The 16,858-nt window shown below is 62.8% G+C and carries 17 protein-coding genes and 1 tRNA gene; 10 read left to right on the top strand and 8 right to left on the bottom strand.

Going from position 1 to position 16,858, the window contains the following annotated elements:
- Positions 1 to 121 precede the first annotated feature (121 nt).
- Complete coding sequence (locus NKH71_RS27580; protein WP_023716464.1) at positions 122 to 820, bottom strand: type 1 glutamine amidotransferase; 699 nt, start codon at positions 818 to 820, stop codon at positions 122 to 124.
- Between the two features lie 74 nt (positions 821 to 894).
- Between NKH71_RS27580 and NKH71_RS27575 the strand changes: the two genes are divergently transcribed.
- The 4 genes from NKH71_RS27575 to NKH71_RS27560 all read left to right on the top strand — a co-directional run bounded on the left by NKH71_RS27575 (position 895) and on the right by NKH71_RS27560 (position 5,081).
- Positions 895 to 1,557, top strand: a complete 663-nt coding sequence (locus NKH71_RS27575; RefSeq protein ID WP_352482363.1) for a hypothetical protein — start codon at positions 895 to 897, stop codon at positions 1,555 to 1,557.
- A gap of 32 nt (positions 1,558 to 1,589) precedes the next feature.
- Positions 1,590 to 2,324, top strand: coding sequence for a 16S rRNA (uracil(1498)-N(3))-methyltransferase (locus NKH71_RS27570; protein ID WP_352791199.1), 735 nt, complete (start codon positions 1,590 to 1,592; stop codon positions 2,322 to 2,324).
- A gap of 204 nt (positions 2,325 to 2,528) precedes the next feature.
- Positions 2,529 to 3,902, top strand: coding sequence for a glutamate--cysteine ligase (locus NKH71_RS27565; protein WP_352895490.1), 1,374 nt, complete (start codon positions 2,529 to 2,531; stop codon positions 3,900 to 3,902).
- A gap of 102 nt (positions 3,903 to 4,004) precedes the next feature.
- Positions 4,005 to 5,081: a DUF937 domain-containing protein gene (locus NKH71_RS27560; RefSeq protein ID WP_352895489.1), complete on the top strand. Its 1,077-nt coding sequence runs from the start codon at positions 4,005 to 4,007 to the stop codon at positions 5,079 to 5,081.
- A gap of 176 nt (positions 5,082 to 5,257) precedes the next feature.
- Here the strand turns inward: NKH71_RS27560 and NKH71_RS27555 are convergent, their stop codons facing one another.
- Positions 5,258 to 5,548: a DUF1127 domain-containing protein gene (locus NKH71_RS27555; protein WP_023716459.1), complete on the bottom strand. Its 291-nt coding sequence runs from the start codon at positions 5,546 to 5,548 to the stop codon at positions 5,258 to 5,260.
- 178 nt (positions 5,549 to 5,726) lie between these two features.
- Between NKH71_RS27555 and NKH71_RS27550 the strand changes: the two genes are divergently transcribed.
- Positions 5,727 to 6,683 (top strand): LysR substrate-binding domain-containing protein, encoded by a 957-nt coding sequence (locus tag NKH71_RS27550; RefSeq protein WP_023716458.1) that lies wholly within the window; start codon positions 5,727 to 5,729, stop codon positions 6,681 to 6,683.
- A gap of 61 nt (positions 6,684 to 6,744) precedes the next feature.
- Here the strand turns inward: NKH71_RS27550 and NKH71_RS27545 are convergent, their stop codons facing one another.
- On the bottom strand, positions 6,745 to 8,172 hold the full coding sequence (locus NKH71_RS27545; RefSeq protein ID WP_352791185.1) for an MFS transporter: 1,428 nt from the start codon (positions 8,170 to 8,172) through the stop codon (positions 6,745 to 6,747).
- Between the two features lie 132 nt (positions 8,173 to 8,304).
- Here NKH71_RS27545 and NKH71_RS27540 point away from each other — a divergent pair, with 132 nt between their 5' ends.
- Genes NKH71_RS27540 through NKH71_RS27525 form a run of 4 tightly spaced genes read left to right on the top strand, consistent with a single transcriptional unit; the run spans position 8,305 to position 12,430 of the window.
- A complete protein-coding gene (locus NKH71_RS27540; protein ID WP_352493845.1) occupies positions 8,305 to 9,285 on the top strand; it encodes a LysR substrate-binding domain-containing protein in 981 nt (326 codons plus the stop codon).
- Entirely contained in the window at positions 9,282 to 10,847 is a 1,566-nt protein-coding gene (gene xseA / locus NKH71_RS27535) for an exodeoxyribonuclease VII large subunit (protein ID WP_352482369.1), read from the top strand. Before NKH71_RS27540 ends, xseA begins: the two co-directional genes overlap by 4 nt.
- A 7-nt stretch (positions 10,848 to 10,854) precedes the next feature.
- The gene (locus NKH71_RS27530) at positions 10,855 to 11,982 is read left to right on the top strand and encodes a DmpA family aminopeptidase (RefSeq protein ID WP_352547835.1); all 1,128 of its coding nucleotides are present in this window, start codon (positions 10,855 to 10,857) and stop codon (positions 11,980 to 11,982) included.
- Positions 11,960 to 12,430, top strand: a complete 471-nt coding sequence (locus tag NKH71_RS27525; protein ID WP_352482371.1) for a hypothetical protein — start codon at positions 11,960 to 11,962, stop codon at positions 12,428 to 12,430. Before NKH71_RS27530 ends, NKH71_RS27525 begins: the two co-directional genes overlap by 23 nt.
- 378 nt (positions 12,431 to 12,808) lie before the next feature.
- On the opposite strand, the gene NKH71_RS27520 is transcribed toward NKH71_RS27525, so the two are convergent.
- The 3 genes from NKH71_RS27520 to NKH71_RS27510 form a co-directional block, all read right to left on the bottom strand.
- Positions 12,809 to 13,153 (bottom strand): Atu4866 domain-containing protein, encoded by a 345-nt coding sequence (locus NKH71_RS27520; RefSeq protein ID WP_502895967.1) that lies wholly within the window; start codon positions 13,151 to 13,153, stop codon positions 12,809 to 12,811.
- Positions 13,153 to 13,881, bottom strand: coding sequence for an SDR family oxidoreductase (locus tag NKH71_RS27515; RefSeq protein WP_352482372.1), 729 nt, complete (start codon positions 13,879 to 13,881; stop codon positions 13,153 to 13,155). The genes NKH71_RS27520 and NKH71_RS27515 overlap by 1 nt, the downstream gene beginning before the upstream one ends.
- A gap of 90 nt (positions 13,882 to 13,971) precedes the next feature.
- The gene (locus NKH71_RS27510) at positions 13,972 to 14,724 is read right to left on the bottom strand and encodes an SDR family NAD(P)-dependent oxidoreductase (protein ID WP_352791189.1); all 753 of its coding nucleotides are present in this window, start codon (positions 14,722 to 14,724) and stop codon (positions 13,972 to 13,974) included.
- A 137-nt stretch (positions 14,725 to 14,861) separates the two neighbouring features.
- Here NKH71_RS27510 and NKH71_RS27505 point away from each other — a divergent pair, with 137 nt between their 5' ends.
- Positions 14,862 to 15,785: a LysR family transcriptional regulator gene (locus NKH71_RS27505; RefSeq protein WP_352482377.1), complete on the top strand. Its 924-nt coding sequence runs from the start codon at positions 14,862 to 14,864 to the stop codon at positions 15,783 to 15,785.
- 44 nt (positions 15,786 to 15,829) lie between these two features.
- On the opposite strand, the gene NKH71_RS27500 is transcribed toward NKH71_RS27505, so the two are convergent.
- Together NKH71_RS27500 and NKH71_RS27495 are read right to left on the bottom strand one after the other, a co-directional pair.
- A tRNA-His gene (locus NKH71_RS27500) sits at positions 15,830 to 15,906 on the bottom strand.
- Between the two features lie 344 nt (positions 15,907 to 16,250).
- A complete protein-coding gene (locus NKH71_RS27495) occupies positions 16,251 to 16,709 on the bottom strand; it encodes a phasin (RefSeq protein WP_352895488.1) in 459 nt (152 codons plus the stop codon).
- Between the last annotated feature and the right edge of the window lie 149 nt (positions 16,710 to 16,858).

Genomic DNA, 16,858 nt, shown 5'->3' with positions numbered 1-16,858 from the left:
GCGCCTTTTAGGCTAGCGGATTGACACAGGCCAAGGATGAAACGCGTTATCCCCGGCGGATTTGGCGCCGCGTGCCAAATATGCAACGTCGCCAAATAGGCAACGTTGGCTGTATGAGTCGTCAGATCGTCGCCACCCAGGCGCGGGCGATGGCCAGGCCGGCGGCATCGGCTTGCGGTCCGTTGCGGGCCATTTCATCGTCGAGCCGACCTGCCCATTCAGGATGCCGCTCGGCAATCAGCGGTGCGAAGGAGGTGCTCCAGTCGCGAACCATCGGCCGGTCGGCCTCGAAATGGAACTGGAAGCCATAGACGGCGCGGCCGATGCGGAACGCCTGGTTCTCGGCGACGGCGTTGCCGGCCAGCCGCACGGCCCTCTCAGGCAAGACAAAGGTGTCGTCGTGCCATTCGAAGATCGGGAATTTTTCGGGCAAGGCGGCGAGCACCGGATCGGCGTTCGCGGCCGCGGTGAGCGCGACCTCGTGCCAGCCGAACTCCGAGGCACCGCCGATCTGGTTCTCGCCGCCAAAGGCGCGCGCGACCAACTGGCCGCCAAGGCAGATGCCGAGCACCGCGCGATCCCTCTCGGCAAAATCGCGCGTCAGGTCGAGCAGGCCCGGAAAATAAGGACAGAGCTCGTCGTCCAGTGCATTCTGGGCGCCGCCGAGCACCACCATGGCGTCATGCCCGCCGCTATCTTGCGGCAGCGCGTCGCCGCGATAGGGCCGGCGCAGGTCGATATCGGCGCCGGCCTCGACAAGCGCCGCGCCGATCTGGCCAAGGCCCTCATTGTCGAAGTTCTGGACGACCAAGACCCGCATCGAAACCTGCTGACATGAAATAGATGCAGCGAGCGATATCATGGCGCCAGCATCGCAGCCAACAAGGAACGCCTATGCCACTGCAAAACCGGGTCGATCCGTTCGGCGCCATCCATGCCGTGCCGGAGCGCGGCCTGTTCATGGGCAATCGCGGCATCATTCACGACGCCGAGACGAGAACGCTGTTGAAGAAGCGCTGGGCGCTGCAAGCCTGGATCATCTGCGTCTGCGAATTCCGCAATGTGCGGCGCGAGCCGATGGGGCGCAACCGGCAAAGCGACGACCAATTGGGCGGCAAGGCCGGCTGGACCGAACTGTTTTTCCTCGACGAGGTGACGGCGCTGGCGGCCGGGCACCGGCCGTGCTTTTTCTGCCGGCGCGAGCGAGCCAGGGATTTTGTCCAGCGCTTCGGCGACGCCTTCGGCATTGCCGAGCCGCGCGCGCCGCAACTCGACAAGCGCCTGCACAAGGAGCGCCTGGCATCGGGCGGACCGGCGCCGAGACTGGAACCGGAGGCGCTTGCGGACTTGCCGGACGGCACGATGATCTCGTCAGGAAACAGGGCGTACGCCCTGTTTGACGGCGCCGCGCTGTCCTGGAGTTTCGGCGGCTATCGCGAACCGGTGGGGTTCGGCGGTTTTACCGACGGTCCAATCCACATGCTCACGCCGGCGACAACTGTTTCGGTGCTGCAGCAAGGCTACGAGCCTGTCTGGCATCCTTCCGCCGAGGCTTGACGCCGAGGGTGACGTTGCCGCATTCCTCGGCGATGCGCGCCAATTACAAGATGCAGCGGCTGTTCGTGCCGGACGAGCTTGGACCGGATACCGAGTTCGAGGTCGGCCCGCAGCAGAGCCATTATCTCTCCCATGTGCTGCGGCTCGGCGAAGGCGCCGAGGTTCTGGTGTTCAACGGCCGCGACGGCGAATGGTCGGCGGCGATCGCCGCGAAATCGAAGAAGGCGTTGCGCCTGAAGGTGCTGGAATTGCAGCGGCCGCAGCCGCCACTGCCCGATCTCGTCTATTGCTTCGCGCCGCTGAAGCAAGGACGGCTCGACTACCTCGTGCAAAAGGCGGTGGAGATGGGCGCTGGCACCCTGCAGCCGGTCATCACCCAGCATACGCAAGTGGCAAGACCCGGCATCGAGCGCCTGCGCGCCAATGTCGTCGAGGCGGCCGAACAATGCGGCATATTGGCGGTACCGGATGTGCGCGAAGCGGAAAAATTCGAGCGCCTGCTCGGCAACTGGGATCGTGAGCGGCGGCTGATCTTCTGCGACGAGGATGCCGCCACCAACAATCCCCTGCCGGCATTGCAGGCGGTGCGGGAGAACAAGCTCGCGCTGCTGGTCGGGCCGGAGGGCGGCTTTTCCGACGAGGAACGCGGGATGCTGAGAGCGCTGCCCTTCGTTACCGCCATTCCGCTCGGGCCGCGCATCCTGCGAGCGGATACGGCGGCGGTGGCGGCACTGGCGCTGATCCAGGCGACAATCGGCGATTGGTGATCAATTCCCGTTACCCTCTGGCTCAGGATTTTTCGCTTGATCGGCTACTGACATTTCGTCCATCTAGCGCCGGCGGTCGTCCGGCCGCTCTGCAGCGCAGCGCGTCCTTTCGGGCGCGCAAAGGACGCTGTAGCATATTGATTGGGCACATGATCCTTTCCGAAAATCGAAGCCGATTTTCGGGGTCATGTGCGGAGGGCTGTTATGGCGCGCGATACTACCGATTTCCGGCCGATAGAAAGCGTCGACGAACTCGTCGAGCATCTGGCCGAAGGCAACAAGCCGCGCGACAAATGGCGGATCGGCACCGAGCACGAGAAATTCCCGTTCTACATCGACGGCAAAGCGCCGGTGCCCTATGGCGGCGAGCGCGGTATCCGCGCCATCCTCGAAGGCATGCAGGACAAACTCGGCTGGGACCCGATCATGGATGCCGGCCGCATCATCGGCCTGGTCGAGCCGACCGGCCAGGGCGCGATCTCGCTGGAGCCCGGCGGCCAGTTCGAGCTGTCCGGCGCGCCGCTGGAGACGATCCACCAGACCTGCCGCGAAGGCAATGCGCATCTGGCGCAGGTACGCGAGATCGCCGAACCGATGGGCATTCGTTTTCTCGGCCTTGGCGGCAGCCCGAAATGGTCGCTGGCCGAGACGCCGAAAATGCCGAAATCGCGCTACGAGATCATGACCCGCTACATGCCCAAGGTCGGTACCAAGGGCCTCGACATGATGTACCGGACCTGCACCATCCAGGTGAACCTCGACTTCGAGAGCGAAGCCGACATGCGCCGCAAGATGCAGGTGTCGCTGAAATTGCAGCCACTGTCGACGGCGCTGTTTGCCAACTCGCCCTTCACCGAAAGTCGGCCGAACGGCCTGCAGAGCTGGCGCGGCGAGATCTGGCGCGACACCGACAACCGGCGCTCCGGCCTGCTCGAATTCTGCTTCTCGCCCGATTTCGGCTTTGCCGATTATGTCGAATGGGCGCTCGACGTGCCGATGTATTTCGTCATCCGCGACGGCCAGTACCATGACATGACGCACATCACCTTCCGCCAGTTCATGGCAGGTGCTGCCCATAACGAACTGCCGGACGGGCTGCCGACGATGGGCGACTGGGCGAACCATCTGTCGACGCTGTTCCCGGACGTGCGGCTGAAGCGCTTTCTCGAAATGCGCGGCGCCGATGGCGGGCCGTGGCGGCGCATCTGCGCGCTGCCGGCCTTCTGGGTCGGGCTGCTCTACGATGCGGCTGCGCTCGACGCGGCCGAGGCGCTGACTTCGAGCTGGAGTTATGACGAAGTGCTGGCAATGCGCAACGCAGTGCCGGAACAGGGCATTTCAGCGCCCTTCCGCAACACGACGTTGCGCGAGATCGCCCGCGACGTGCTCGTCATCTCGCGCATGGGACTGAAGAACCGCGGCCGCAAGAACCGCGACGGCTATGACGAGACCTCGTTCCTCAACACGCTCGACGAGGTCGTCGCGCGCGGCACGACCAGCGCCGAAGAGATGCTGTCGGCCTACCACACACGCTGGGGCGGCTCGATCGAGCCGGTGTTCATGGAATACGCGTATTAACGCTTCGCTATCCGCATGAGCCACGGTCCGGCAAATTCGCTTCAATCAGTGATGGAAACGAACTAGGCTTCTCCAAACGAGGATTTGCCGGAGGAGAAAACAATGCCTTCCTTGTTCGATATTCTGGCACAGCCCCAGAACGGCAATGGCATGCAGGCGCTGGCCCAGCAGTTCGGGCTTTCGCAGCAGCAGACGCAGGCGGCGGTCGCGGCGCTGCTGCCGGCCTTTTCGCAGGGGCTGAAGCGCAACACAGCGGACCCTTATGGACTCGGCTCCTTCATGACGGCGATGGCCAGCGGCCAGCACGCCAAATATTTCGAGGATGCAAGCCGGGCCTTCTCGCCGCAGGGCCTCGATGAAGGCAACGGAATTCTGGGGCATTTGTTCGGCTCGAAGGATCTGTCACGCGCCGTCGCCAGCCAGGCCGCGCAGGCGAGCGGTGTCAGCCAGCGGGTGTTGCAGCAGATGCTGCCGGCAATTGCCTCGATGATGATGGGCGGGCTGTTCAAGCAGACCACCAACCAGTTAGGCGGGCAGATGCATGCGGCAGGGGGTGGGCCCGGCGGCGGCAATCCGCTCGGCGAGCTCATCGAGCAGATGATGTGGCAGGCGGGCGGCGGCAGCCAGGCGCCGGCCCCTCAGCCTGCAGGCCCGGCGGACAATCCGCTCGGCAAGGTCCTGCAGGATATGTTCGGCGGCGCACAGCAGCCGCAACAGACGCAGAGCCCTTACGGCGACAACCCGCTCGGCAAGCTGTTGCAGGACATGTTCGGCGGCGGGCAGCAGCCGCAAACCCAGCCGCAGCAGACACAGAACCCTTATGGCGACAATCCACTCGGCAAGGTGCTGCAGGACATGTTCGGCGGCGGCGCGCAACAGCCGCAGCAGCCGCAGAACCAGCCCCAGCAGACACAGAACCCTTATGGTGACAATCCGCTCGGCAAAGTACTGCAGGACATGTTCGGCGGTGGTGCGCAACAACCGCAGCCGCAGGCGCGTCAGGCGCCCCAGCAGCCCCAGGCGCCGCAGCCGCAGGCCAATCCGAGCGGCAGGCCGAGAAATCCGTTCGACGACCTGTTCGGCAAGATGTTCGAGACGGGTGCCCAGCAGCGCGACGACTACCAGAAAGGCATGGAGTCGATCTTCGACCAGTTCAAGCAGGGTATGGGCCGGCGGTAGACTAGACACCGGCATCCAATCATCAGTGCCGCCCAAAAAAGAAAGCCCGGTCCTGGGAGGACCGGGCAGCGCGCAGGCTGGCCGGGGGGATCCGGCAGGGAGTGGGGAGCCTGCGTAACTTGGTGGCTTCGTGCCTCAAAAAGGTTCAATGCGACCAAAATCGCGAATTTGTGCGATCAGGCCACCTTGCGGGCAATATCCTCGATCGTTTCGGCGCGCTCGACCGCGATGACGCGAAGCCTCTCGGTCGGATCGCGGCCAAAGGGCACACCGACAGCGACGTGCAGGTCGGCGCGGGTCAGGCCGATGTCGGCGAGCTCGGCATCCGACATCTCGCCGAGGCGATAAAAGGCGCGACGGTTTTTCCAGGCGCGGTAAACATTGGCAGCGGCATTGGCCACGCGCGTCGCAACGGCCGGACGCGAGGTGATGCGCGAGGTCTCGGTAGCGAAATCAAACGTAGCCATGTCGGTCTCCTTCACATTCGAACAAGCGAAACCAGTCGATCGGGCGCTGGCGACAGCGGCCGTTCCGGCTTCGATTCACATGCCTTCATGTGGACAGTCGGAATTTGCCACGGCGCGATTGATTAATCCAACGAATGTTTCTAATCTTTAGCATCAACATCAATGATGGATTAGACCGATGAAAGCGCCGCTCGATCTCGATCAGTTGCAGACCTTCATCTCGATTGTCGACACCGGCAGCTTTACCCGCGCGGCGGAAGCCGTGCATCGCACCCAGTCTGCAGTGTCGATGCAGATGCGGCGGCTCGAAGAGCGGATCGGCAAGCCGCTGTTCGAAAAAGACGGCCGCACCAACCGGCTGACCGAGGAAGGCGACAGACTGCTCTCCTACGCAAGGCGGCTGCTCTATCTCAACAAGGAAACACTGGCCGCCTTCGACGACCGCCGGCTCGAAGGCACCATCCGCATCGGCACGCCGGACGACTATGCCGATCGCTTCCTGCCCGAGATCATGGCGCGGTTTGCCCGTTCCAACCCGCATGTCGAACTGACCGTTATCTGCGAACCGACGCCGGGACTGGTCGAACACATCAAGCGCGGCAATCTCGACCTGGCGCTGGTGACGCACAATGACGCGCGCGGCCAATCGGAAGTGGTGCGGCGCGAACCGCTGCTGTGGGTTACCTCGGCCAATCATGCGACGCATGAGCAGCCGATCCTGCCGATGGCCTTCGGCCGGCCGAACTGCATCTGGCGGCGGGCCGCCGCCGACGTGCTCGACCAGCAGAACCGCGACTACCGCATCCTGTTCACCAGCTTCTCGGCCACCGTTATCGCCGCGGCGGTGCTTTCCGGCCTGGCGATCTCGGTGCTGCCGGAATGCGCGCTGCGGCCCGGCATGCGGGTGCTGGGCGAGGCCGACGGTTTCGGCGCCCTGCCCGATTGCCGCATCGGCATCATGCGCGGCCAGACCTCGCGGCCGGAGATCGTCGACGCGCTCGCCCGCCATATTTCGGAAAGCCTCGACAATATTTCCGTGCCGCTCGGCGAGGAGACCGGCACGTTCGATTTCGCCGCCCTCGCCTTCGCGAAGATGAAGCGGACCAAGCCAAACCAGATCCTGCCGGGCTGGTAGGGTTTCGTGTCTCATAGCGCCATGGGGGCCCCGCCACCGCGGAGCTGAAGCAAGTTCGGCCTCAATGACGACGGAAATTCAGTGCGACGAGGATCATCGCCGCAGTACCGGCAGCGGCGAGATAGACGGCCATCCGCACACCTTCCGCGGTAGCGACGCGCAGCGCTTCTCCTGTCAAACCGCCGGTGCCGGCGTTTGCAACGGCTACCAGGATAGCCAGCCCCACCGCGCTACCGACCTGCTGACCCGTGGATGCAATGCCTGAGGCGATGCCTTGCTCATGCGCGGCAACGCCCTTGGCTGCGGCTGCGAACATTGTTGGAAAGGTGATGCCGCCGCCGAGGCTGAAGACAATCAGTCCGGGGACCAGGTCGGCATAAGTGCTGTCCGCCGACATGGCCATGCCCAGGGCCGCCGTACCAATCGCGCCGATCGCAAGGCTGATGACGAGCGTGTTTCGTGTACCCAGACGGGTCGCCATCCGACCGCTCAGCGCATTGCCCGACAAGACGGCCAACATCGGGACCATGAAGGCGAAACCAGTCTGCAGAACGCCGAAGCCCTGCACTGTCTGGAAGTAGAAAGACAGGAAATAGAGCAAAGAACCGAACGTGGCGGTGAACAGGAATGTGGTGACGACGCCGGTGCTGAGGTTGCGGTTGGCCAGCAGCCGCAGCGGCAGCAACGGGTCGCGGCTATGCGCCTCTATGGCCACGAAGAGCGCCAGCAACAGGATCCCAACGGCAGCGCTGACCAGAATACCCTGTGAGGCCCAGCCGTACTCTGGACCCTGGACGAGCGTGAAAACGAGCAGGGTGGTACCGACCGTCGCCGTCAATGCGCCCGGCAGATCGAACTTGCCGCCTGACTGGTACCCGCTGTCTCCTAGAATCACCGGAAAGGCCGCCACGATCGCGATGCCGGCCAAAGGCACGTTGACGAAGAACACCGCCTCCCAACCGAATGCCTGGGTCAGCACGCCGCCAAGCAACGAGCCCAGAACCATGCCCCCGGCACCAGAGCCGGCCCATACGGACAAAGCGATATTGCGTTCGCGACCTTCGCTGAAGGTGGTGTTGACCAGCGACAGGGTGGCCGGGAAAAGAAAAGCGCCGCCCAAGCCCTGCACGGCGCGCGCGGCAATCAGGATCTGAGGCGTCGTGGCGAAACCGCCGACCAGCGAAGACACTGCGTAGAGGACAAGCCCGAAAACGAACATTCGCCGCCGCCCAAGCAGGTCGGATGCCCTGCCTCCAAGCAAGAGGAAGCCGCCAAACGCAACCGCATACGCACTCACGACCCATTGCAGGGTCTGCGCCGAGAAGCCGAGGCCCAGGCCGATTTCGGGCAAAGCGACAAAAACGATATTGTAGTCGATCGAAATAATAAGCTGGGCAAAAGCCAGCAATGTCAAAACCAGACTAAACCGTGGTCGGGCCGATACGTCAGCCACGCTCGAGTGGTGGCTCATATTCAACTGGTCGGTCATGCCTATTCCTTTTCCAAATGGAGCCCAGCACCCGCTGATCAGCGCGGCAATTGGCAAGGTAGTATCTGGACGAAACAGCCAAAATGGCATAGAACTGGAAGTATCGTCCTCTATTGGCAACGATGTGCGACTGTGCTGGATCTGAACGATCTTTATTATTTTGCGAAGGTGGTCGAGAAACAGAGCTTCACTGCCGCAAGCCACGCGCTTGGACGATCAAAGTCCAACATCAGCCGGCGCATCATCGAGCTCGAGAAACAGCTGGGCGTCTGTCTTATCCAGCGAACCTCCCGCAGCTTCGCCGTCACTGATATCGGCCAGGAGGTCTATCAGTTTGCTGTGGGAATGCTGGTCGAGGCGGAATCGGCCGAAGGCGCCGCGGCGCGACGACTGGCCGAGCCCAGCGGTACGGTCCGCTTCACCTGCTCGATCGGCATGGCGCAGTCGTTCCTGGCGGAATTGCTACCCCGGTTCCTTTTAAAGTTTCCCAAGGTAAACATCATCCAGCACGCGACCAACAGGTATGTGGATCTTGTCGACGAGGGGTTTGACCTTGCACTTCGCGGCCATGTCGAGCCGCTGCCCGATTCCAGCCTGATCCAGCGTCGGTTCGCGCCGACGCCCTGGCACCTTTTCGCCGCACCCATCTATCTTGCCGGCGCAGGCATACTGACAAGCCCACAGGACCTTGCCGGCCATGGCGGCCTGGCATTGAACGGGCCGACCGGCGGGGCGGTCTGGAATCTGCGCAACACCGGCGGCGAGACTGTGCTGATGCCGTTCACGGCGCGCTTGCGCAGCGACGATCTGGGAACACTGAAACAGGCTGCCATCGCGGGCCTGGGGATCGTGGCGCTGCCGGCCTATTTCTGCCAGGCCGAAACAGGCAATGGCATATTGCAACGCATCCTGCCGCAATGGACGGCGGGAGAAGCTGGGATCACTTTGCTGTCGCCTTCGGGGCGCAGCCTGTTGCCGGCAGTTCGAGCGTTCAGCGATTATCTGGCTGCCGAATTTTTTGGCCGTAGCGAGATGATGGGATCGCGTTATGACACGCGGCCGGATACAGGCGCCTTGACGGCGGCCAACAACCGTCCCCCAATCGGCCGATGAGCGACACAGCATCCGAATCACGCACCAACGCCACCGAGTATACGGTGAGCGAGATTTCCGGCGCGCTGAAGCGCACGGTCGAGGACGTCTTCGGCAATGTACGGGTGCGCGGCGAGATTTCCGGCTATCGCGGGCCGCATTCCTCCGGCCATGCCTATTTCTGCCTGAAGGACGATCGCGCGCGGCTCGACGCCGTGGTGTGGAAGACCACGATGAGCCGGCTGAAATTCCGTCCAGAGGAAGGCATGGAGGTGATCGCCACCGGCAGGCTGACCACCTATCCCGGAAAGTCCAACTACCAGATCGTCATCGACAATCTTGAGCCGGCCGGTGCCGGCGCGCTGATGGCGCTGCTGGAAGAGCGCAAGCGCCGGCTGCAGGCCGAAGGCCTGTTCGACGCCGGCCGCAAGCGCCTGCTGCCCTTCATGCCGCGCGTCATCGGCGTCGTCACCTCGCCGACAGGCGCCGTCATCCGCGACATCATCCACCGCATCAAGGACCGCTTTCCGCTGCATGTGCTCGTCTGGCCGGTGCGGGTGCAGGGCGAAATGGCGGGAGCGGAGGTGACCGCTGCTGTCAACGGCTTCAACGCACTGCCATGGGACGGCGCCATCCCGCGGCCCGACCTGTTGATCGTGGCACGCGGCGGCGGCAGCCTGGAGGATCTGTGGGGCTTCAACGACGAAGCGCTCGCCCGGGCCGTCGCCGCTTCGGCCATTCCGTTGATTTCCGCGGTCGGCCACGAGACCGACTGGACGCTGGTCGATCTGGCCGCGGATGTGCGGGCGCCGACGCCGACGGGCGCCGCCGAAATCGCCGTGCCGGTCAAGGTCGACCTCGAAGCGACGCTTGCCGGTCTCAGCGCACGGTTGAACACCGCGGTGTCGCGCAATTTCGAACGCAAGCGGCAAGCGGCGCGCGCGGCCGCCCGTGCGCTGCCCTCGCCCGACCAGTTGCTGGCGCTGCCGCGGCGGCGCTTCGACGAGGCGACGAGCCGGCTTGGCCGGGCGCTGTCGGTCAGCGTCGAGCGCAAGCGGGCCAGGCTTCTGGGGCAGCGGCTGACGCCGGCCACCTTGTCGCGGCGCATGAACGAAGCCCGCACGCTGACCCGCCGCGACCTCGCCCGTGCGCAAGCGGCGTTCCTTGCCATCGTGCGCGAGCGTCGGGCGCGGTTTTCGCGCACGGCGGCCAGACTGTCACCGGCGCCGATCGCGAGGCGGCAGAAACTGCAAGGCGATGCCCTGCTGGCCCTGACGCGGCGGCAGGACCACGCGATTTCGAGACGACTGGACCGTCTGCGTGGAAAACTGACGCAGGCCGATCGGTTGCTGGCGACGCTCTCGCACAAGGCCGTGCTGGCGCGGGGCTTCGCACTGGTCAAGGATGTGGACGGCGCGGTGGTCAAGCATGCGACGGACGTGGTGTCGGGAATGGCGCTTTCGCTGGAGTTCGCCGACGGCACCGCGGATGCAGTCGCCATCAGTGGCACGGCGCGGCCGAAGACGGTTGCCAAGCCCGCGGCCAAGCTCAAGGCGCCGGGCGGCCAAGGTTCGCTTTTCTGAGGAAGAAATGACCGACCCTCATCTTGCGACGCCCTCGGGCAAACCGCGCGCCCGCGCCTTCGCGATCCCATTCGATGGCACGCCGGGCCGCTTCAACGCCATCACCGATGTGCCTGGCGTGACGGTCGGCTATACCACGCTGATCTCAGGGGACGGGCCGCCCGTTGTCGGCAAGGGTCCAGTACGCACCGGCGTGACCGCGATCCTGCCACGGCCCAGGGGCGAACTGGCCGTACCGGCGTTCGCCGGCGTGTTCAGCGCCAATGGCAATGGCGAACTGACCGGCTCGCATCTGATAGAGGAACTCGGAGCGTTCAATCTTCCCATCACCATCACCAACACGCATTCCTGCGGCGTCAGCCGCGACGCAACGCTGCGCTGGATGCAGAAGGTGCTGCCGCAATCGCTCGACAGCGCCTGGGCACTGCCGGTAGCGGGCGAGACTTATGACGGCTTTCTAAACGACATCAACGGCCACCATGTGAGCTTCGAGCATGTATTTTCGGCGCTCGAGATGGCTGAAAGCGGGCCGATCGAAGAGGGCAGCGTCGGCGGCGGCACCGGCATGATCACCTTTGGCTTCAAGGCGGGATCGGGCACATCCTCGCGCAGCGTCGACTGGAACGGAGAGCGTTTCACGATCGGTTGCTTCGTCCAGTCGAATTTCGGTGCGCGGCGGAACCTTGTCGTGCGTGGCGTCAGGGCCGGAGCGGAACTCGCCGAACCGGCGATCCGGGACAACACGCCGCGAGCGGAAAAGAGCTCGATCATCGCGATCGTCGCCACCGATGCGCCATTCATGCCGCATCAGTTGAAAAGACTGGCGAAACGCGTGCCGCTCGGCGTCGCGCTGACCGGCGGCTATGGATACAATTCATCCGGCGATATTGTTCTCGCCGTCAGCACGGCCAATGCCGATGCGGCGCGCGGCGCCGCCGGCAAGCTGGTCAGCGCCGGCTACATACCGGATGCCGACATCAACCCGTTCTTCGACGCCGTCGTTCAGAGCGTGGAGGAAGCCATCCTCAACGCGCTGGTCGCCAATGATGACATGACCGGGCGCGACGGCAATTTCGTGCCGGCGTTGCCGAAAGCATGGCTCGAGGAGAGATTTGGCAAGGCTGCGCGGCGATAAGACCGCGCAACTGCATCAGACAGGCAATAATCGCCCGGCAGGTTTTGCCGGGGGCGATCCGTCAGCCGGCAGGCTTGTTGGAATTCTGCTCGTCCTGATCGGCCTCGGCCGCCTCTTCGAGCCTCGAAGCAATGAGCTCCTGAATGTCGCCGACCTCTTCCTGGATATCCTCCAGGGGTATGCCGGCTTCGGCAGCTTTGGCCGCACATTCCCTCGCGAGGGTCTCGGCCTGCTTCTCGATTCTGGCTGGCGAGGGCTGGCAATGGACTTTTTCGCCAATCCACCCGCGCAAGAACTCGATCGCGTGTTCACTCATACTGCTGTTTCCCTAGCGGCTATGCCGATTGGTAATCATAAACGTCGGCATCTTCGAAAAGATGCGTGCTGCCATTCGAGCCGACTCGGCTTCGCCCGGCAAGCCGAACTTGTCCGAGGTCCACAGAGCTGAAGGGAATGGTGGTTCAAGGAGCACGTTCTGGTTCTTGAGGACTGATTCTCTCGACGAAACTCGTTTGACCCGCGCTATTGTTTCTATTTGCTTTTTTTCGGTTTTCAAGCCGTTTTAGATCACAATAGATAACACAATAGCTAGCACATTTACCGCGCACTCGCCGGCACCACGTAAAAGGGCGAGCCGTCAAAGCCGCCGCTATATAGTGACAACCATTTGCAATGTCGACTCTGCCCGCGATCCTGCTTCTTTCCGCCGCGCTTGCTGGGAGATATGTGGTGTGGCGGGCCTTGTGGTGCAAACTGCCGAGCGCCTCATGCAAGGCATGCAATAGCGCCTTGTGGAACCCTGAATTGCTTGTCTCAGGGTGGCTCTCTACCGCTGGCGATAAAGGATCATGCCGGCATGATAGAGAACGCCTTCGACGAACTCACCGTCCGCGGTGAAGCCCGTATCGTCCCAGTATTCTATGTGGTTGCCCTGCACTTCATAGCGTCCCCGATAGGCGCTCTCGCGGTCACCGCGCGCTTCGTCATAACGGCCGTTCGGCAGGAGTTCGTGCCTGATATGGCGATCCTCGGTGACCCACATTCCGACATAGGGGTGATCTTGGCGCGTCATTGATTCCTCCGCAAGGATTGGAGTTGAAGGAAGGGTCAGGCCGGTTGGGGCTACAGCAACGGCAATACCCGTAAGCATTGCGGCCAAAGTGGATCGCATCAATGCGCCGCCTTCGTCGGACGCACGACGATCTCGTTGACGTCGACATCGTCGGGCTGTTCGATTGCGTAGCGCACTGCCCTGGCGATGGCATCGGGTTGCAGGGCAATAGCACGCCAGGTTTTCATGGCGGCGGCAGCGGCTTCGTCGGAGATCGTGTTGGCCAGCTCGCTTTCCACCACGCCAGGATGAATGCAGGTTACGCGGATATCGTCACTCTCCTGGCGGAGCCCATCGGAAATCGCGCGGACAGCGTATTTCGTTGCGCAATAAACGGCAGCCGTGGGCGAGACGGCCAGTGCGCCGATGGAACCGATATTGATGATATGCCCGGAGCCGCGTGCCGTCATCTCCGGCAGCACCGCCGCGACGCCGTACAGAACACCTTTGATGTTGACGTCCACCATCAGCTCCCACTCGTCGACCTTCATGGCTGCCATGGCCGAGAGCGGCATGACGCCCGCATTGTTGACGATGACGTCGACCTGGCCCCATTCGGCCCGCGCAGCATCGGCGAATGCTGCGACATCCGCCCTTTTGGTGACGTCGAGCGCTCGTACGCGAACGATTCCACCAGCTGCCTCGATTTCGGCTGCGAGGACTTCAAGGCGGTCGGTGCGCCGTGCACCAAGCATCAGCTTTGCACCTGCCGCGCCAAGTTCGCGGGCGATGCCAGCACCGATGCCGCTGGAGGCACCGGTGATCAGAACAACTTTGTTCATGGTCATCGAGATAATCCTTTTGGTTCAGCGGTTATTTTCACGATGTGAAGGATGGCGTGCGGGTGAGCTCCCGCAGTGCGCCAGCCTTATTTGGGGTCACTGGGCGGTGTAGCCGCCATCGACCAGAAGCAGGGACCCGGTGATGAAGCTGGACGCCGGCGAGGCAAGAAAGGCGATGGCCTCGGCAACTTCCTGCGGCTGGCCGATCCGGCCGATCGGATGCGCATCGCCGAAGCTGCGCAGCATCTCCCGGCCATTCTCCACCACGCCTTCCATGATGTCGGTTTCGATCACGCCAGGGGCAACGGCGTTGCAGCGAATGCCCATGCGCCCGTATTCGATCGCTATCACCTTGGTCAGCTGTGCGACTGCCGCCTTGGAGGATGCATAGGCCGCCTGCGTCTCGAAGGCCGCAACCGCCGAGATCGATGAGACGTTGACGATCGCGCCACCACCACCGGCGGCCATCAACTCCACCGCAGCCCGGGCGGTGACAAAACTGCCGCGCGCATTGATCTGCAGGATGCGGTCATAGTCGTCGACCGAGGTCTCCGTCAGACGTTTGTTGAGCGTGCGACCGGCATTGTTCACGACGATGTCCAGTCGTCCGAAGCGCTTCGCCGCGAGTTCGACCGAGCGTCTGGCCAGAGCCTCGTCAGCGACATCACCGACCAGGGTTGCCACATCCTCGGCTTCCAATTCACGTACAGTGTCGCTGAGATCGCTTGCCACGATCCCGGCACCCCTGGCACGCAGCAGCTCCGCCGTGCAGCGGCCGATGCCGCGTGCCGCGCCCGTCACGAGGGCGACTTTTCCATCCAGGTTCCAGGAGGAAGGCAGTGATGTCATGGGTTATCTCCTTGGTCATCCGGCATCGGCTTGATCGGGAGGATCAAGCCTTTCTTGCCATTGCGACAGAGATAGAGCCATGGCATTGTCGCGATAACCCGCCCGCTGGTAACCTCGATGGTAAGTTTAGCTAACCAATGGACATCGATCTCAATGCAATTGCCGTCTTCGTCACAGTGGCCGAGGAACGCAATTTCCGCGCTGCGGCAGACCGGCTGGGCGTGACGCGCTCGGCGGTCAGCCAGAGCGTCCTCAGGCTTGAACAGCGCCTTGGCATCGCATTGCTGCAGCGCACGACACGTAGCGTAAATCTGACCGAGGCGGGCGAGCGCCTGCTGGCGAGCGTCGCACCGGCGATCGCCGACGTGAACGCGGCAATCGAAGCCACCACGGAGTTTCTGGACCGCCCACGCGGCCGGCTGCGGATCGCGGTTTCGTCGATCGCGGAGACGTTTCTGTCAGGGCCGTTGCTGGCGTCCTTTGCAGAAAGATTTCCCGAGGTGCATCTGGATATCGTGGTCACCGACGAGGAATTCGACATCGTTGCCGAAGGTTATGATGCGGGCGTGAGGCTCGGCGAAGTGATCGAGCAGGACATGATTGCCGTGCCGGTATCGGGCGATCAGCGACAGATGGCCGTCTGCGCCCCGCGCTATCTCGAAAAGTTCGGAGCACCCGCCCATCCGCGCGAGCTTGTGGCTCATCGTTGTATCGGCTGGCGGCCGGCGCCGGGAGTTTCGCCCTATCGGTGGGAGTTTGGCGAGGACGGGCGCGAGTTCGACGTGGCGGTTGCGCCCGAGATCACCACTAACGACATGTGGCTGATGATCCGGCTGGCCGTTGCAGGCGCCGGAATCACGTTCGGCATGGCGGACACATTCCGCCCCTGGATCGACCGCGGCGAGCTTGTGCCAATCCTCGACGACTATTTTCCGCCGTTTGCGGGCTTCTATCTTTATTTTCCCAGCCGACGGAATATCGCGCCGAAGCTGAGAGCCCTTGCGGATCACCTGCGCGGTGCGCGTCAGGCGGGATCGCAGGTGACCGCGCCAGGGTCGTAGAGACCGCTTGGCGCTATTGGTCAGAAACCTGGCTGAAAGCTGAATGGTACCGTTGGCTGGGATCGAACCAGCGACCTCCGGATCCACAATCCGGCGCTCTAACCATCTGAGCTACAACGGCACGCTTGCCCAGCGATATCCAGACGGAACGTTCATTCTCCGGGACCCGCTCTGTCGTTCGGCGATGCGTCCATACGGGCTATCGGAGTTTAATTCAAGGCTTTTGGCAAAGCAAAAGATCGCTCCGACATCGCGTCATTTTTCGCCGGACAAAGAAAAGGCCGGCGGGAGGAGGTGCCGGCCTTTTCCTGTTACGAGCCAGCGGGAGGAGGTGCTGGCTGGTCACCCCGGTAGGCAGAGGGAGGAGGTTCCACCCGCCGGGTATTCACTTAAACCACTATATCGCACATCTATTTGTCTGACGAAATGCGACCTTTTGATGCATCGCCAAATTGTGTTCAAATATTAGGCGATCTTAATTTCTTTCACGGCCTTCTCGAAGGCGGTTTTGATCGGCTTGGATACGTCCTCGGCCGCCTCGGCAGCAACCGCCTGGAAGTCCTTGGCCTGCTCAACGGTCATTTCGACGCGCTTGCGCAGGAACGCAGTCTGCAGCTCGACGACTTCCGACAGCGACTTGGCGCCAATCAGGGCTTCGAAATGCGAGAAGCCGGCCTCGGCATTGGCGCGCAGGGCGGCGATGGTCTTGAGCGACAGGTCGCTGGAAACGGTCTTGGCGGTCTCGTAGGTCGACTCCAGAGCCTTCTGGGTCTCCTCGGCGCCGGTCTTCAGCTTGGCATAGGCCTCTTTCGACTGCTCGACGCCCTTTTCGGCGAAGGCGCGGATCTGATCGGTGGCCTTGGAAGCGTCGAAGCTTGGGAATTCAACGTTTTCGATCGTGTCGGCGGTCTTGGTCCTGGACATTTTCCATCCTTTTCAGCGGCAGCGGCTTTGACAGAAAGCCGTCTCGTTCATCTATCGTGGCAATATAAAGGCAAATTTTGTGCATTGCAACATGTTTGTTGCATCGCACCATTGATTATTTGTTTCGCGACGTTAACCACGCGCCTAGA

The sequence above is a fragment of the Mesorhizobium sp. M0983 genome (assembly GCF_040318975.1).
Classification (GTDB): Bacteria; Pseudomonadota; Alphaproteobacteria; order Rhizobiales; family Rhizobiaceae; genus Mesorhizobium.
This window is presented reverse-complemented; position numbering and strand designations above follow the sequence as displayed.

Excerpts from the sequence above, each read along its gene's own strand:
- NKH71_RS27580 (WP_023716464.1), bottom strand. The coding sequence starts at position 820 with ATGCGGGTCTTGGTCGTCCAGAACTTCGACAATGAGGGCCTTGGCCAG.
- NKH71_RS27575 (WP_352482363.1), top strand. The coding sequence starts at position 895 with ATGCCACTGCAAAACCGGGTCGATCCGTTCGGCGCCATCCATGCCGTG.
- NKH71_RS27570 (WP_352791199.1), top strand. The coding sequence starts at position 1,590 with ATGCGCGCCAATTACAAGATGCAGCGGCTGTTCGTGCCGGACGAGCTT.
- NKH71_RS27565 (WP_352895490.1), top strand. The coding sequence starts at position 2,529 with ATGGCGCGCGATACTACCGATTTCCGGCCGATAGAAAGCGTCGACGAA.
- NKH71_RS27560 (WP_352895489.1), top strand. The coding sequence starts at position 4,005 with ATGCCTTCCTTGTTCGATATTCTGGCACAGCCCCAGAACGGCAATGGC.
- NKH71_RS27555 (WP_023716459.1), bottom strand. The coding sequence starts at position 5,548 with ATGGCTACGTTTGATTTCGCTACCGAGACCTCGCGCATCACCTCGCGT.
- NKH71_RS27550 (WP_023716458.1), top strand. The coding sequence starts at position 5,727 with ATGAAAGCGCCGCTCGATCTCGATCAGTTGCAGACCTTCATCTCGATT.
- NKH71_RS27545 (WP_352791185.1), bottom strand. The coding sequence starts at position 8,172 with ATGACCGACCAGTTGAATATGAGCCACCACTCGAGCGTGGCTGACGTA.
- xseA (WP_352482369.1), top strand. The coding sequence starts at position 9,282 with ATGAGCGACACAGCATCCGAATCACGCACCAACGCCACCGAGTATACG.
- NKH71_RS27530 (WP_352547835.1), top strand. The coding sequence starts at position 10,855 with ATGACCGACCCTCATCTTGCGACGCCCTCGGGCAAACCGCGCGCCCGC.
- NKH71_RS27520 (WP_502895967.1), bottom strand. The coding sequence starts at position 13,153 with ATGCGATCCACTTTGGCCGCAATGCTTACGGGTATTGCCGTTGCTGTA.
- NKH71_RS27515 (WP_352482372.1), bottom strand. The coding sequence starts at position 13,881 with ATGACCATGAACAAAGTTGTTCTGATCACCGGTGCCTCCAGCGGCATC.
- NKH71_RS27510 (WP_352791189.1), bottom strand. The coding sequence starts at position 14,724 with ATGACATCACTGCCTTCCTCCTGGAACCTGGATGGAAAAGTCGCCCTC.
- NKH71_RS27505 (WP_352482377.1), top strand. The coding sequence starts at position 14,862 with ATGGACATCGATCTCAATGCAATTGCCGTCTTCGTCACAGTGGCCGAG.
- NKH71_RS27495 (WP_352895488.1), bottom strand. The coding sequence starts at position 16,709 with ATGTCCAGGACCAAGACCGCCGACACGATCGAAAACGTTGAATTCCCA.